Source organism: Roseburia sp. AM59-24XD, from assembly GCF_003478445.1.
Classification (GTDB): domain Bacteria; phylum Bacillota; class Clostridia; order Lachnospirales; family Lachnospiraceae; genus Jutongia.
In genome coordinates this window covers 12288-28602 of record NZ_QUET01000003.1, presented here as the reverse complement: position 1 = coordinate 28602, position 16315 = coordinate 12288, and the positions used below count along the sequence as shown (strand labels likewise).

General features: G+C 40.3%; 12 protein-coding genes. 1 reads left to right on the top strand and 11 read right to left on the bottom strand.

Going from position 1 to position 16315, the window contains the following annotated elements; all coding sequences use genetic code 11:
* Window positions 1–44 precede the first annotated feature (44 nt).
* The 7 genes from DXA20_RS01785 to DXA20_RS15975 form a co-directional block, all read right to left on the bottom strand.
* On the bottom strand, window positions 45–1268 hold the full coding sequence (locus DXA20_RS01785) for an argininosuccinate synthase (RefSeq protein ID WP_022305514.1): 1224 nt from the start codon (window positions 1266–1268) through the stop codon (window positions 45–47).
* Window positions 1269–1368: 100 nt separating this feature from the next.
* Window positions 1369–3102: a cache domain-containing sensor histidine kinase gene (locus DXA20_RS01780; protein ID WP_158577091.1), complete on the bottom strand. Its 1734-nt coding sequence runs from the start codon at window positions 3100–3102 to the stop codon at window positions 1369–1371.
* 213 nt (window positions 3103–3315) lie between these two features.
* Window positions 3316–4827: a response regulator transcription factor gene (locus tag DXA20_RS01775; RefSeq protein WP_118559060.1), complete on the bottom strand. Its 1512-nt coding sequence runs from the start codon at window positions 4825–4827 to the stop codon at window positions 3316–3318.
* Between the two features lie 476 nt (window positions 4828–5303).
* The gene (gene glgP, locus DXA20_RS01770; protein WP_118559059.1) at window positions 5304–7562 is read right to left on the bottom strand and encodes a glycogen/starch/alpha-glucan family phosphorylase; all 2259 of its coding nucleotides are present in this window, start codon (window positions 7560–7562) and stop codon (window positions 5304–5306) included.
* 211 nt (window positions 7563–7773) lie between these two features.
* Window positions 7774–9357: a 4-alpha-glucanotransferase gene (gene malQ / locus DXA20_RS01765; RefSeq protein WP_243100489.1), complete on the bottom strand. Its 1584-nt coding sequence runs from the start codon at window positions 9355–9357 to the stop codon at window positions 7774–7776.
* 528 nt (window positions 9358–9885) lie between these two features.
* Entirely contained in the window at window positions 9886–10230 is a 345-nt protein-coding gene (locus DXA20_RS01755) for a hypothetical protein (protein ID WP_118559058.1), read from the bottom strand.
* A 536-nt stretch (window positions 10231–10766) separates the two neighbouring features.
* A complete protein-coding gene (locus DXA20_RS15975; protein WP_147403665.1) occupies window positions 10767–11288 on the bottom strand; it encodes a hypothetical protein in 522 nt (173 codons plus the stop codon).
* Window positions 11289–11471: 183 nt separating this feature from the next.
* On the opposite strand from DXA20_RS15975, the gene DXA20_RS01745 reads away from it, so the two are divergent.
* Window positions 11472–11744, top strand: a complete 273-nt coding sequence (locus tag DXA20_RS01745) for a helix-turn-helix domain-containing protein (RefSeq protein ID WP_155176663.1) — start codon at window positions 11472–11474, stop codon at window positions 11742–11744.
* Between the two features lie 975 nt (window positions 11745–12719).
* Here the strand turns inward: DXA20_RS01745 and DXA20_RS01740 are convergent.
* Genes DXA20_RS01740 through DXA20_RS01725 form a run of 4 tightly spaced genes read right to left on the bottom strand, consistent with a single transcriptional unit; the run spans window position 12720 to window position 16283 of the window.
* Window positions 12720–14051: a phage portal protein gene (locus DXA20_RS01740; protein ID WP_118559055.1), complete on the bottom strand. Its 1332-nt coding sequence runs from the start codon at window positions 14049–14051 to the stop codon at window positions 12720–12722.
* Between the two features lie 12 nt (window positions 14052–14063).
* Window positions 14064–15647, bottom strand: coding sequence for a phage terminase large subunit family protein (locus tag DXA20_RS01735; protein WP_118559054.1), 1584 nt, complete (start codon window positions 15645–15647; stop codon window positions 14064–14066).
* Window positions 15637–16035 carry a hypothetical protein gene (locus DXA20_RS01730; protein ID WP_147403664.1) on the bottom strand — a complete coding sequence of 133 codons (399 nt, stop codon included), beginning with the start codon at window positions 16033–16035 and terminating at the stop codon, window positions 15637–15639. Before DXA20_RS01730 ends, DXA20_RS01735 begins: the two co-directional genes overlap by 11 nt.
* A gap of 20 nt (window positions 16036–16055) precedes the next feature.
* On the bottom strand, window positions 16056–16283 hold the full coding sequence (locus DXA20_RS01725) for a hypothetical protein (protein ID WP_118559052.1): 228 nt from the start codon (window positions 16281–16283) through the stop codon (window positions 16056–16058).
* Between the last annotated feature and the right edge of the window lie 32 nt (window positions 16284–16315).

Genomic DNA, 16315 nt, shown 5'->3' with positions numbered 1-16315 from the left:
AAAAATCTGAGCTGTTTATCTTTCTGCAAATATTCAACAGATAATTATTTCGTCTTATCCTTCTTTAACTCGTTCATTCTCATTGCACGAACCTTCAGTGGAAGACCCCACAATGTGATGAATCCCTCTGCATCATGATGATCATACATATCACCTGTTGTGAAGGATGCCAGTGACTCACTGTAAAGAGAATATGGAGAAGTTGTTCCGTTCTTGATGATATTGCCCTTGTAGAGACGAAGCTTAACTTCGCCTGTCACATACTGCTGTGTAACATCTACAAATGCGGAGATTGCTTCACGAACCGGTGTAAACCACTTTCCTTCATATACAATGCTTGCAAGCTTGCTGCCAAGCTCTAACTTAAGTGCGATCGTATCACGGTCAAGAACAAGCTCCTCAAGCTGCTGATGAGCTTCCATAAGAATAGTTCCACCCGGAGTCTCATATACACCACGGCTCTTCATACCAACAACGCGGTTCTCAACGATATCAACAATACCGATACCATGCTTTCCACCGATCGTATTCAGTTCACGGATGATATCAGCAACCTTCATCTTCTTGCCGTTCAGAGCAGTAGGAACACCCTTCTCGAAGGAAATAGAAAGCTCTACATCCTCATCCGGTGCCTTCTCCGGTGTAACGCCAAGAACAAGCATATGATCATAGTTTGGTGCCTGAGCAGGATCCTCAAGTTCAAGTCCCTCATGGCTGATATGCCAGATATTTCTGTCACGGCTGTAGGACTGATCTGTTCCGAACGGAAGATCAATGCCGTGTGCCTTACAATACTCAATCTCTGCCTCACGGGAATCCATACCCCATCTGTCATCACGCCATGGAGCGATTACCTTGATATCCGGAGCGAGTGCCTTGATACCAAGCTCAAAACGAATCTGATCGTTACCCTTACCGGTTGCACCGTGGCAGATAGCAACAGCATTTTCCTTGCGGGCGATCTCTACCAGCTTTGCAGCGATCGTAGGTCTTGCCATAGCAGTTCCCATGAGATATTTATGTTCGTAAACAGCACCAGCCTGTACACAAGGCATGATGTAGTTCTCGCAAAGATCATCAACAACATCTTCAATATAAAGCTTGGATGCTCCGGAAAGCTTTGCACGCTCCTCTAATCCATCGAGCTCCTCACCCTGTCCACAGTCGATACAGCAGCAAACAACCTCATAGCCGTATGTTTCCTTTAACCATGGAATAACTGCAGTTGTGTCAAGTCCGCCTGAGTAGGCTAAAATAACCTTATCCATCTTTTTCTCCTCTTTTCTTTTATTGTGAACACCTGGTTCCAACTTATAATAATATCAAATCTATAATAGCGTATATGCCATAAAATGACAAGATTTGATTTTAGGATGTTCCATCCGCAGGATCATTTGATTTCTGTGGAATATTTATCGTACACCTTGTTCCTTTTCCTACTTCACTCTCGATCCGCAGACAATATTCCTCCCCATAATACAAACGGATCCTCTGATTGACATTCCGCACACCGTATCCCTTTGTCTTAAATTCCAGAATTGAGGATAATATCTCCGGCTCAATTCCAACGCCGTTATCCTCCACCGTCAGGTAAATATTTTCGGCATCTTTCCGCCCGATGATCTTAATATAACCTCTGCCGTCCTCCTTCAGGTCAATACCGTGATCAATCGCATTTTCCACAAGCGGCTGCAGCAAAAGGTTCAGAGTCTGGTATGGCAGAATCTCCTCATCAATGTCCATGATCACATCAAAATCATTATCGTGCATGCAAAGCTGGATCTCCAGATACGACTTCATGTTCTCAATTTCCTTCTCAATTGTCAGAACATTCTTGCCACGGTTGAGCGATGTCCGGTAAAACGAAGAAAGCGCCAGCGTGATCTTACTGATATCCTGCTGCCCTGCCTCGAGCGCCTTCCAGTTGATCAGAGAAAGCGAATTATACAGGAAATGCGGATTGATCTGCGCCTGAAGTGCTGTCATTTCCGACTTTCTCTGCGTCAGCTTACTCTCATACACCTCATGGATCAGCCGGTTGATTTCTCCGAGCATACTTCCGAAGCCACGGATCAGACTGCCGACCTCATCTCCGGCGTCGCTGGTAACCATCAGCTCCATATTGCCTTCCTCAACCGCCTGCATATTGTCACGCAGACGTTTGATATCGCGCACCACGAACCGCGAAAATGCCAAGGATGCCACCACCGATGTGATGATACATACCGCGATAATTCCCATGACAAGCACAAGCAGCGTCTGAATCTCTCTCGCCATCATTTTCTGTGGCTGATAGACAATGATCTTCCAGTCATCCACCCCCGCATCTGCGGAAACGATCAGATAATTGCTTTTCTTTCCGTTCTCCTGCGCCTCCATTTTCTTTTTCAGAGCAGGAAAAGATAATCTCTTTTCTTGCGATTTCTTTGCTGTCGTTTTTGTATTATTTTTCGAAGCCGTATTCTCCGAAAAGGTATCCTTCTCAAATAACACATTTCCCTTCTTGTCAACAATATAAAGGCCGTAGCTGTCTCTTGAAATATCATCAAAGCCTGCAAATAACGAATCATAATTTACATCCAGATACAGGATTCCCTTCTGCTTATTCTGCTCCATGATTGGCATGGTTCTCGCCGAAAACGATGTTTTATTCTCTGCATCGATGATCCATTTTACCTTCTGGCTCAGAGAAGACTCATTTTGTCTGTACCATTTTTCACCCTCGATCGTCTGCAGCGAATCCACCATTGTATCATGCTTCACAATATTTTTATCCAGATAGATCGTGATCTGATTGATATTCGGATTAAAATATTTCAAAGAAGAAAGTACCGGATCTACCGTTGCCGTGTACTGCTCATACATGGAAAATATATTGTCATAATCACCGATCAGCACATCGGAAATCGGCTGGTTAAACGCAATATAATCGGACAGATTATTATAAACAAGAATCTGTGACTTTAACTGCGATGCCCCCTGCGACACCGAATCTTCAATGTTACGGTGCTCCCTCTCCATCAACGTTTTTCTCTCCTGTCCGGACGCAAAGAGTCCCAAAAGCAGAATAGGTATCGTTCCGATACAGATATATATGATCATTATTTTCTTTTGTATTTTGGCATTTTTAAACCATTGACCGATCCTGTGTTTCATATATTTCCCCGTTCTGGTGCCATCTCGCATGACATTGTTTATTTTACTGATTTCTATAAATTTATAGCTGATTTAAACTTGTATTAATTTACTAATTGCTGTTGGTGATTTAACCCTGCACAATTTTATTTTTCTCTTAATAATTATCGCTGCGCAGTTTTACTGATTCCTGTATTTCTGTGGACTTACCCCATAATACTCGCGGAAGCTCTGACAGAAATACGACACATTCGGATACCCCACCGCGTAGCTGATGTTGACGATCTTGTTATGTGTCTGCTCCAGCATTTCCTTCGCCTTTTCCATACGCAGCGCCTTGATAAACTTACTAAGATTCTGCCCCGTCTCCTTCTTAAAAATATGGCTCAGATAGCTTGGTGCCAGAAATACCTGCTCCGCCAGCATATCCACGGAAAGCTCCTCATCGTAATGTGCATAAATATACTGCTTCACCGTCTCTATCTCCCGATGCTCCATCTGCGGATTGATTGCAAAGCTCTGTTCCAAAAGACGGATACCCTCATTGAGAAGTTCTGTGACCTCCTGAAAATCATTCGTACGGTACAGCCGGTCAATCTCCTGATTCAGTCCCACCGATTTCTCCTGCGGTAGAATTTCATAAATATCCTTCAATAAATTAGAAAAGATAAATTTCACATACATCTGTGAAAAATTCTTTTTGCTCTGATACTTCTCACACAGACTTTCAAAATGACGGCGAAGTCCCACCATATCCTTCACCTTGATATCCTGACGGATCTGCTTCATCAAAGTGTCATCATCAATCTCCGAAAGATTGGCTTCTGACTGCTCCTCCTCACAAAATACCCGGTCCTGCGGTGCATAAAATTTATTCTCCATGAGAAGTTCCAGACGTTCCATCTCCTCTGCCAGTCTGACAGGATGTTCAAACTCTCTGCTCACGGCAATATAGCACCTATCCCCATATTTCTTTTCAATAGTATCCTGCAGTTTCTGCGCCATCTCCCGTCTCGCCTCGATCTCAATAGAACGCTCCAGAAGTATGATTCCCTGCTGTGGATTCATATTCAGATAAAGGAATGGCTCATTCATTTCTTCGCGCAGATTTTCCTGAAAATCAAGTCCGGTCCTCCCGAAAAATTCCCGGTCAAATTCCAGCAGCATCATATTCCGAAAATCCTGCACATATTCCAGGCTGCCCATATCTCCCAGACTTTTCGCCAAATCCTCCGGTGCCGCCCCATTCAAAAGCGATAATATCACATGCTCCTTCACAAAATTTCGGTTCTTCTCCTTGCGCTCGTCCTCCAGCCGTTCTCCCTCAATTTCCTGCAGAACTTTTTCCATGGTACTGCGAAACTCTTCCGGATCCACCGGCTTTAAAATATAGCTGTTTACGCCGGACTTCATCGCCTTCCTGGCATACTCAAACTCGCCATATCCACTGAAGATCACCATCTTCGTCTGTGGATACTTCTCCACCACGTTCTCTGCCAGCGTAAGACCGTCCATAAAAGGCATTTTAATATCTGTAAGCAGAATATCCGCCGGCTCCTCCTCAAGGGCTTCCAACGCCTTCACACCGTTCACAGCCTCCCGGATCTGCGCCTCCATATGAAGCTGCTTCAACAAAAACTTTATTCCATTTCTCTCTATCTTTTCATCATCAACGATCAATATCCGAATCATAGCCAACCTCATTTCCGCAATATCTGCTTCTGTCCTTCTCTAGTTTACCACACACTCTCCCGAAACCCAAACACAAACTTTCTCATAATCTCATAAAATGCGAAATAACCCCCTCCCGGCATTTCTGCCGGAAGAGAGTACATTATTTCTTTTATTATTTTAATCACTTCTATTTTAGTTATACGAAGTCCCTTTTTTAGAACTTTGTTATTCCTTTTTATCCCTTGCTCCCTGAATTTTCTTCTTTCATGATCTCGATTTTCTATTCTTATACTTTGCTTTCCAGAAGCTCTTTCTTAATCTCGATTTTCTATTCTTATACTTTGCTTTCCGGAAGCTCTTTCTTGATCTCGATTTTCTATTCTTATACTTTGCTTTCCGGAAGCTCTTTCTTAATCTCGATTTTCTACTATTACACTTTGCTTTCTGCAAAGTCCGTCTTTTGGGACTCTTTTTTCCTTGTTTCCACTTTACTTTTACAAAGTCCCCGTCTTCCAGATCTCCTTTTCATACTGTGCAATTGTACGATCTGATGAGAAGAATCCTGCCTTTGCGATATTTACCAGCATCTTCTCCGCCCATGCCATACGGTCATTATATTCCTGATATGCCCGCTCTCTTGTCGCAATATAATCCTCAAAATCAGGGAAAGTCATGAACCAGTCTTTATTTAACAGCTCATTATACAGACGCGTCAGATGTTCTTTATCTCCTACTGCCATCATTTCTTCTCCGACAATAAAATCAACAGCCTCCTTTAACTTCGCATCCTTTTCATAATAATCCTTTGACACATAGCTTCCATCCGCATATCTCTGAATGACCGTCTCACTGTCCTCACCGAAAATATAAATATTTTCCTTTCCGACAAGCTCTGCAATCTCCACATTTGCGCCATCCATGGTTCCCAGCGTCAGTGCACCGTTCAGCATAAACTTCATATTACCTGTACCGCTCGCCTCTTTCGACGCAAGCGAAATCTGCTCAGAAATATCACACGCCGGAATGAGCTGTGCCGCTTTGCTCACATTATAATTCTCCACCATCACCACACGGAGATGCTGACTAACCTGCTCATCACTATTGATCAGCTCTTGCAGGCACAGGATCAGATGAATGATATCCTTTGCGATCACATACGCCGGAGCTGCCTTTGCTCCGAAGATCACGGTAACCGGCTTCTCCGGGATCACGCCACGCTTGATCTCCAAATATTTATGGATAATATATAATGCATTTAACTGCTGACGCTTATATTCATGAAGACGCTTCACCTGAATATCATAGATGGAGTTTTCGTCGATCTCCACGCCCTGTGTCCGAAGCAAATATTCCTTCAACTGTTTCTTTTTCTCTGCCTTTACCGCAAGCAGACTCTCCAGCACCTTCGTATCCTTCTGATAAGAAAGCAGTTTTTTAAGCTCCATCGCATCCTTTTTGAAACCGCTGCCGATCAGCCCCTCGATCCATGAAGCAAGCTCCTCATTGCAATGAAGCAGCCAGCGGCGGAATGTAATACCATTCGTCTTATTATTAAATTTCTCCGGATAAATCTCATAAAACGGCTTCAATTCACTGTTCTTCAAAATCTCCGTATGCAGATACGCCACACCGTTTATACTATATCCATAGTGCATATCTATGTGTGCCATATGAACACGATTTTCCTTGTCTATAATTGCTACCGCCTCATCCGGATATTTCTTTTTCGCCTCATTATCCAGAATATGTATGATTGGAAGAAGCTGCGGTACAACCTTTTTCAGATAATCAACCGGCCATTTTTCCAACGCCTCGGCAAGGATCGTGTGATTCGTGTAGGCACATGTCTTCGCAACGATCTCCATTGCCTCCTCAATGCAGATACCACGGATCAGAAGTAGTCTTATCAGCTCCGGGATCACCATTGTCGGATGTGTATCATTAATCTGGATTGCCGCATACTCCGGCAGATCATGGAGATTGCAGCCTCTCGCCTCACACTCCTCCAGGATGAGCTGTGCTCCCGCTGATACCATAAAATACTGCTGGTAAATTCTAAGAAGCTGTCCCTTCTCATCGCTGTCATCCGGGTACAGGAACAATGTCAGATTACGCTCGATATCCTCTTTATCAAAAGAAATTCCATCCTCGGTAATCTTCTCCTCCACACTGTCAATATCAAACAAATGAAGCTGATTTGTTCTGTTCTCATAGCCTGTGACCGCAATATCGTACAGAGACGCTTTCACAACATGATCACGAAATTCTACGGTATAGCTTTTCTCTCTTTTGGTCAGCCAGCTCTCCTTCTCAATCCATGGATTCGGATACTCCTTCTGCAGATTCTTCTCAAATGCCTGTCTGAAAAGTCCCAGATGATAGTTAATACCAATACCATCTCCCGGAATCCCCAACGTTGCAATAGAATCAAGGAAACATGCTGCCAGACGTCCCAGTCCTCCGTTTCCCAATGAAGGCTCCGGCTCAATCTCCTCAATCTCATAAATACTCTTTCCATTTTCCTCCAGTTCCTTTTTCACTGTATCAAAAAGTCCGAGATTAATGAGATTATTCGACAATAATTTTCCAATCAAGAATTCTGCCGAAATATAATAAACCTTCTTTTTCTTTGCAGGACTTTCCTTCCCCTGTGCCTGCTGTTTCACAAGCTCCAGAAGTGCCACATAAATTTCCTCATTGCTGCATTCCTTCAAACTCTTCCGGTAACGATCCTCTACAAATTTCTCTAACATTTTTCTCCTCCTGATTATAATGTTTTGCTAGTTGGTTTTTAATTTACTTCTAATTTTTCTTATTGTTTTATATTTGTATTTTCTTTTAACTATATTGGTAATATAAAACCTATAATTTTACTTTAAATTAGTATTTCCCCTTGTTTATATTTTCCTTTATCGTTATTTTCTAAGATAAATTCTATCTTTTCTCTTTTATTTGTGTTTCCTTTTATCTATGATAGATATCCGCCAGTTTTGCAAGAAAAGCAATCTGCTTCTCTCCAAATTCTTCTTTCTTCAACCGCCAGCGCCAGTTCTGACCAATTGTCGACGGAAGATTCATCCTGGCATCGTTATCCTTTTTCAGAATGTCCTGCATCTGAAGGATCACCGTATCTGCCACACTCTGGTAAGCCAAACGGATCACGGCATCCGCCAACTCCTCCCTCTTCTTCACACCGGTATAGTCCTGCAGATATGTATATCCCTTTTCCGGCAGTGAATCGAAATATCCCAGCAGTGTTTCATTATCATGTGTCCCGCTATACACAACACAATTTCTTTCATAATTATGCGGCAGATATTCATTCTCCCTGTTTCCGTCAAACGCAAATTCCAAAATCTTCATCCCCGGATAACCACTTTGCTCAAGCAGCTTGCGCACTCCCGGAACAACCACACCAAGATCCTCCGCGATCACCTTTGCATCACCGATTGATTCATCAATTGCCTCTATCAGCTTCGCTCCCGGTCCCTCGCGAAATGCTCCATCCACAGGCACACCATCTGCCGGAATCGCATAATATCTCACAATTCCAATAAAATGATCGATCCGCACCACATCATACATACTGCCTGCCGCCCGGATACGCTTTTTCCACCAACGGAAGTGATCCTTTTCCATAACCTTCCAGTCATAGATTGGATTGCCCCACTTCTGTCCATAATCCGAAAATGCATCCGGCGGGCATCCTGCTACATCCACCGGATGAAGCGTTTCATCCAATTGATATTGTCCGGGATTTGCCCACACATCTGCACTGTCCAGTGCTACATAAATCGGAATATCTCCTATGATCTGTATTCCTTTGCCATTTGCATATTCCTTCAACGCACTCCACTGCTCAAAAAACTTATATTGCACAAAACACCAGAACTCAATCTTCTCTTTCAGAAGCTGCCTGTAATATTCCAGTGCAGATTTCTCACGGAATCGTATGTCCTCATTCCAGGACAGCCATTCAACTCCACCGAAATAATCTTTGCACGACATAAAAAGACTATAATCCTCCAGCCAGTCCCTATTTTTATCCACAAAGTCCTGATAATCGGACAGGTTCATACAGTCCCGATAATTGGACAGATCTGTTTTTTCACTTATTTTCTTCCTTATATCTACACTTTCATCTTTTCGCTCCGCATTTTTCTCCTGCCACCGCAGAAATGCCTTCTTTAATATACCAAACCGATTCACATACATCTTCTGGTAGTCCACATCATATGCCAGCTTACCCCAGTCAATACTGAGAATCTCTTCCTTCTTCAGCAGACCTTCTTCTTGCAGCATATCCAGATCAATAAAATACGGATTCCCCGCAAATGTCGAAAAGGACTGATATGGACTATCCCCAAAGCTCGTCGGTCCCACCGGCAATACCTGCCAATACCGCTGACCCGCTTCTTTCAGTTGATCCACAAAATAGTATGCCTCCTGCCCCAGTGATCCAATTCCATACGGAGACGGTAAACTGCTGATTGGTAATAATATCCCTGCTCCGCGTTCCAACCGTTTCGACTTCTGTTCCATGTTCATCACACGATTCCTCCATCTTTTCTGCTTCGAGCTCTGTAGGTCCCATTCAAGTGCGAAAGCATTCATATCAAGCTTTCGTATTTCTCACTACTAATATGCTATCAACTCTCTGTCAAATATTCCATATATCATTTCTTAGATAAATATCAATTTTCCTATACTATAAAAAGGGCAAACCGCTGGTTTTGCCCTCCAAGAATTGCTTCGCAATTCTCGTTGACTTCATTCTACATTACGAGCATTTTTCTATACCATAAAAATAGCCGGCATATTGATATAGAAGTATACCAATACGCCGGCTTTAAATTTCCGTATAAATAAAAAAACCTACTACAAAATGCAGTAAGCTTAATAAAGTGAGACACGGGGGATTCGAACCCCCGACAACTTGATTAAAAGTCAAGTGCTCTACCAACTGTAAGCAACTCCCTTGTAATCAAGAAACTCATATAACTTTTTTATTGATAATTCGTATAACTATCTGTGACTTATCCATAGAATACACTAAAAATCCATCTGTGTCAACTGCTAAATTCTATCCCTAGTATACATCAGTGAGAAACAATTATAGTCCTCATTCTCATCTGGAATGGCTGCAATCTTATCTTTCACCTGTTGTATTCTTGCTTCTAAGAACTCATACGCTTGTCCAATGTTTGAGAACTCTGTACTGATACCTGTCATTAAATCTATATCATTTGTAACGGCTTCAAGTACATCAACAACAGTGAACAGTAATGACTTCTGCATTGTTGATTTATCATATTCATCTGTCTGAGTTAATGAGTTCTCTGTAAGGAACTGAATGTATTGCTCATCAGAGAAATACTGTTGATTGGATAACTCCATCTTTAATCTATCTAATACTTTCATGTGTGTCTCCTTTCATTATTATATGCAATAAAAAAGGATACGAAAAAAATCCGCATCCTCTTAGGTTTTGTTTATTCTATTTGTTCCTTCCTTATTATGAGCCAGTAGATAAAACCGCCACATACATAAGCCAAAATATCCCATGGATCAGAAATTGTATTCCTATAAAGCGGTGTTATATATTCCCAAAAGAATCCACAACAAGCCATCAATAATAGTATTTGCCACAATTTCATCATCTTTCTATGAAAAACTTCAAGCATTATACCACAATATGCCATAAAGGTTATTCCACCGATTGTATCATTAAAATAACATGACAGAAACCATTTCACAGGTTCGATGGTGATTCTTGTCTTTATGAACTGATTTATCAGATATAACGCAAGAGTAATTGCAATGAGACATATATTTTTTCTTTTCATTATCCGATTAAACTAAATATCACTAAAGCAACAAGAATTGCACCTACCATTCCCCAGAATGTTAATCCGTTGCCACCATTGCCATTATTATTAGCCATAATAAATTCCTCCTTAATCTCCGTATAAACTATTTACAATGTCCACAAGTTCATTGTAATGCTCTGTACAATAATACTCAGGACTACCATCTAATCCTGTAAGTTCATGTGTACCCTCTTTTGAACATTCCTCACATTTATGTGTAGAATAAGAGCCACTTCCAACATCTTCTTCCATATCACCTATAATACTTTGCATCTCATCATAGTGTTCCTGACAATAATACTCTGTTGCCCCAGATAAGCCAGTAACCGCTTTCGTACCTTCTTTTGTACATCCACTAGCATCACAGTAATGTTCAATGGAACTTGACGAACTACTGCTAGATGAACCACTACTATACGATGAACTATAGTCACTATCAGAATCATCATAAGACGAACTACTTGAATATGATGAATCACTATCAGTGTCGTCATTGGTAGTATATGAATCATCATATGAACTGTTTGACGCAGAATCATCATTACTACTGCAACCAACTAATGATAATGCTGCTACAGTAAACATAATTGCTACAAATTTCTTCCTCATAAATCCTATCCCCTTTCGGTATATGAATAGTTTTGTACTAATATCCTAGACATTCTAGTTAAATTGTACCATTAACTGTAGGCATTTTCAATAAAAATTTCCGTAATATAGAAATTCATTTCACCAATATGGAAACACTAATTGATACACTATCAGTGAAAGTAGGTGATACAGTTGGTGAATATGGGAGAAAAACTACGATCTCTCAGAACTGAGAAGAAATTAACTCAAAAGCAAGTAGCAGATAGAATAGGATTAGCCATAAGTGCTGTATCTTCCTATGAATCAGGTAGCCGTTATCCTTCATATGAAGCATTGATAAAGTTGGCTCGTATATTCCATGTATCTACAGATTATCTCTTAGGAATTACTGATAAGAGAAATGTGGATGTTACTGGTCTTGATGATGAATCCGTGGAACTTGTTTCACAGTTAGTAGATAAGTTGAGAAAGTAAGGTGTCCTGTTCGGGCATCTTATTTTATTTTGGACTTACACCAAATTTGGTAAACCTTGATGGTCGTTTGATGTTTTTGGCAAAGTAAAAATTTTTTCTTTTGGCAGAACCGAATAATTCGGCTCTGGCAATTCCGAAACTTTCGGATTTGAATTATCCCCATATCCTAAAGGGGGCGATATGCCGACTTAGGTTGTGTCAGGTTACACAGATAATGTGTACCCTAAAATTGCTCTGTGGGGATTTTTCTGATTAAGGAAAAAAATTTTTGAAGTCAAGGGGTAACGCAAAAAATTCACAAAAATTTAACATTTGAATTGTCTGACAATAAACCGAATTGTTTTGAAGTTTTTTCAGAAATTCACAAATCTTTAAATAAATTTGCTCTGAATCGTTCCGTCACTTTGCACAAAAATAGTACTATATTTTCTCCGTATTGCACAACGAACATCCATTCACCCATTTGTACATATTGCACAATGGATTCGTACAGCCACATTATCGGCTCTATCACCCTACATCTGGTCACATTTAACCCCAAAATCGGCTCAAATCACCCCTAAAACGCTCACTTGATTGATAGTCAAGTGAATGTAAGCCAAGGAAATCGAGATTTCTTCTGATTATATCCCCATCTGATACCCCTAATCCCACGGAAAAATGTGGAAATACCGTAGCACCAGTTTTGAACAGTGTACAATACTACACTATTATCCACTCTTTTCTGCCTGATGGATATGGAATTGTGTCTGATGTATCTACAATTCAGATTACTTTAGCACAGTACAGTGTCATATCGCAAATCAGACCGAATTTATTATTGGATTTGTCAATTTGTCCAGTTTTGATGCGTTTAGCCACTAAACCTAGTGGTCTGTAAAGCAAAATGCGTCTATATATAGTGTGCATATTTATGTTGAAATACCACATATAGACGCTAATTTTACTTCACTCGTGAAACATTCCGTGAAACATTTATTTAATCTCTACTTTTTTACTAGGATTATCAACCTTCTGTGAAACATCTTGTGAAACATTTTCACCACTCAAACGCTTCTTTTCAACCTCTACATCACTGACATATTCGGTCTTTTCCATAATTGTTTCCTTACTAATTGCTCCCATCTCTTGAAGTGTTTTCAGATTAGCAATCATTTCAGTAGATGCAACAGGCATAGCCACATTGTAAATGACTTCTACATCACTATCCACCTTAATTCCCTGCATACCAAGTATCTTTTTGAACATCTCAAATCGTTTCTGGAATCCAATATTGAGCCATTTCTTATTCTCATCAGCATACACACTTGCCATCATCAGTAAGATTTGCATACTAACTTCTGAGATATTCGCAATATTAGTGCTAGAACCTAATACAGATGGCATACAAGCCACATCATTAAGAAACTGCTTCATATTATCCAGATACAACTTGATTGAGTTATAATCCAATGAGCAATTAGCATACTTGAAATCACCCACATCAAGGTTCATTACATAACCAACTGCATCAGCAGGAATAGAACTCTCTATACGTTGTCCAATAGCCACAGGCATAGGATTCATTACATTCACATAGATACTGTCACTCATCTTAGCCATAACATCTTCTAATGCGTCCATAATCGGCTTAATATCATTCAATAAAGCCACACCGAAGTTATAATCCTCATCATTGAAATTATGATAATGGATAGGCAGACCAACACTGTTATCTGTTGATGTTAAACGCATTTCTCCACCCTCATTGTCCCAATGTTCAACATAGGTAGGATAATATACATTCCAGAATGAAATAGCCGTATATGCGTCTGTCCAATGCTCTATAAAGGCAATATACTCACCCATATCGTCATATACAGGATAACTGCAAGCATTATCAAGCACCTTACTCTTAATCGTTCCATTGTCCACATAGATTGCTTCATATGCGTCACCAAACTTATTTACACGGTCTATAATCTCATAATCAACAGTAGCATACTGTCCTAATTTATAGATGTCATTAAATGTATTCAGTGTATGTTCATCATTGCAGGATAAAGCAGTCGGATGTCCTAATAAAAATGTATTATGGAACTTAATAACGGTCTTAGCATAGTTAATCACTGTTTTATTAACAACTAATGTCTTGCCCTTATATTGGCTGTCCTGACGCAGTAAAACCTTATGTCTGCCACTTAAATAATCTCTATTGGCAATAACATTACTTATCCTCTGTGCATGGCTGCCCTGAATGATTTCCTCTTCAAACCACTTAGGATCATTGCCATATTGTTTCTCAATATAATAATCTAATCTGTCCATTGTCTCTCCTTTCTAAAACGGATACCAGAAAGCAGATTTCATTCCTGCAATACATAACCAACAAGCACTCACAAGGTCGTCATGTGAACCCACAACGGCATTAAATGCTCCGTTATCCTCTGCAACGAATGTTTTCATTTCTTCCAGTAAATCATTGCTCTGTATGTCAATTAGCCCCTTATCGAACCACTCACGCATATCATTGACCGCAATACTCTTGGTCTTGTTGTTGGTATCAAATCCAACCTTCCAAATGGTTCTCTTGAACTCGTCATAGCACTTATATTTGTACATATTCATATATTTCTTGTCGTATCTTAATCTCTCAATACAACTGTGACCGCCTGATGCTTTCTCCACCACGAGCAATCCTTTATTGTACCATCTACCCATTGCATCAATTATATCCGCAAATTCGTATGGCTTTACCTTATTGGACTTGAACTCCGCAACCTGTACACCATCCTTATCCGATACATAAATAGTAGAACTATCTCTCTTACCGCCAAGACCTTCAGCAACATCACAGCCGAGAACATAGCGTATTCCCTTTTTGGGAATCTGCCACACCTTCAGATTGCGATTAGATACATGAGGTCGTAATACTTGGGGAATCCCAACTATCTTATCAAGTGATAATGGCTTGATGTTCTGCTGCACTATTGCTTGCTGCAATCTGATAACCTTATTGTTATCAAATACAGATGAACCGCTTACAATACAACTCTCTTCAAATGTGCTTGGAAATTCTTCATGGAAAGCATCTAATGAGGACTCAGATATTTTTCCTCTTCTCCATACTGCCTGTTCAGGTGTCATACCCAACTTAGCAAGAGATTTTTCTTCCTCATCATACTCATCTTCCGTGAGCATCTTGCCATTGTGTCTCGCTTTCCACGACTTGACCGCCAACTTGTACTGAGGAATGAATAAAGATGATCCATTTATCCAATTAAAAAAGAATGGCTTGAAATCATTCTCACCATTCCTTGCTTGCATATATGTACTTGTGAAGGAGTTGAAGCCCTTTGTCGTGCTTTCAATTATGCAGGTCGCAGATTCGGTTACTGCTTGCATAAGTGACTGCATCTGTCCTTCCTGATTCTTCCACATTGCATACTCAGACATATGCAAAACTCCGTTAATCGTGTCTCCACGGCACAAATCTTTGTTCCCTGCTGTCTGACATGATATTCTGCTACCATTCACAAAAGATAATTCCTGTCTGTTATTGGTCAACAATTCTGGTCTTATACAATCAGGAAGAGAATAGAACATTTGCTTCAACTTGCCGAATACTTTATTGGTACTCTCCTGAGAGTGTGATATAAGTACACAGGTTGTATTGGGATGACACACACATCTTCTGATGGAAATGCCAGCACAACATACACTCAGACCCAATTGTCTGCTTTTTGAAATCACATTTTTGTGAGCCAGTCCGTTAATAAATGCTTTCTGCTCAGGTGTTAATTTGAACGGAACTGTTTTACCAGATTTATCAATAATCTTGACAAAGGTTTCAATCCATTCAATCTCATGTTCATCCTGCCACAGCCAATTTAACTTCTTGGCATTGGCTAAACTAATTTCCATTGATTGTCACCCCCTCAAGCAATCTGTCAATCTCACTCTCTGTATTCTTATCCACACTCATCTTATCCAGAATCTTATCCATCTCATCAACATATTTAGCACTATTCACGTCACCGCTTAATGCTTTCTTATTCATCTCCTGATAACGCTTCATAAAGTTATAACGCTTCATATACTGTAAATAGATAATCATTGCTTTCTGAACATCATCACGAATGAGCCAATTCTGCTCCGCAAAATCTTCTGTTTTATTCTCACCGCTTTTACTTCTAAAGTTAGCATCAGATTTACAGAGTTCTTCCCAACTGATTCTTTTATTCGGATCAGAGTAATACCAACAAAGATATGACGCAAGATAGTTAGGAACAACCTCTGTTAATGCTTGCATAATTGTCTTTTCCTTTGTCATTAGTATTCACCTTCCTTTAATCCAATCCCACTTGCAATCATTTCACGCTCAGTTCTGAGTTCATAATCCATGCGTTTAATCAATTCCTGCTCTCTTAATTTCAAGAGAGATAAATAATTCTTTGCTTTATCCAACTCAGCATTATCAATAGATTCTGCAACCTTGTTGTATGCTTTCATATATTCTTTTGTGTCTACAAAATAAGTTAATTCTTCAAATGTTTTCATTTTATGTCCTCACTTTCTAAGTTAATCTGTTC

What these genes read in the sequence shown, in the direction of transcription:
- malQ (WP_243100489.1), bottom strand. Translation starts at nt 9,357, where the DNA reads ATGAACATGGAACAGAAGTCGAAACGGTTGGAACGCGGAGCAGGGATA.
- glgP (WP_118559059.1), bottom strand. Translation starts at nt 7,562, where the DNA reads ATGTTAGAGAAATTTGTAGAGGATCGTTACCGGAAGAGTTTGAAGGAA.
- DXA20_RS01725 (WP_118559052.1), bottom strand. Translation starts at nt 16,283, where the DNA reads ATGAAAACATTTGAAGAATTAACTTATTTTGTAGACACAAAAGAATAT.
- DXA20_RS01745 (WP_155176663.1), top strand. Translation starts at nt 11,472, where the DNA reads ATGGGAGAAAAACTACGATCTCTCAGAACTGAGAAGAAATTAACTCAA.
- DXA20_RS01785 (WP_022305514.1), bottom strand. Translation starts at nt 1,268, where the DNA reads ATGGATAAGGTTATTTTAGCCTACTCAGGCGGACTTGACACAACTGCA.
- DXA20_RS01735 (WP_118559054.1), bottom strand. Translation starts at nt 15,647, where the DNA reads ATGGAAATTAGTTTAGCCAATGCCAAGAAGTTAAATTGGCTGTGGCAG.
- DXA20_RS01730 (WP_147403664.1), bottom strand. Translation starts at nt 16,035, where the DNA reads ATGCAAGCATTAACAGAGGTTGTTCCTAACTATCTTGCGTCATATCTT.
- DXA20_RS15975 (WP_147403665.1), bottom strand. Translation starts at nt 11,288, where the DNA reads ATGAGGAAGAAATTTGTAGCAATTATGTTTACTGTAGCAGCATTATCA.
- DXA20_RS01775 (WP_118559060.1), bottom strand. Translation starts at nt 4,827, where the DNA reads ATGATTCGGATATTGATCGTTGATGATGAAAAGATAGAGAGAAATGGA.
- DXA20_RS01755 (WP_118559058.1), bottom strand. Translation starts at nt 10,230, where the DNA reads ATGAAAGTATTAGATAGATTAAAGATGGAGTTATCCAATCAACAGTAT.
- DXA20_RS01740 (WP_118559055.1), bottom strand. Translation starts at nt 14,051, where the DNA reads ATGGACAGATTAGATTATTATATTGAGAAACAATATGGCAATGATCCT.
- DXA20_RS01780 (WP_158577091.1), bottom strand. Translation starts at nt 3,102, where the DNA reads ATGATCATATATATCTGTATCGGAACGATACCTATTCTGCTTTTGGGA.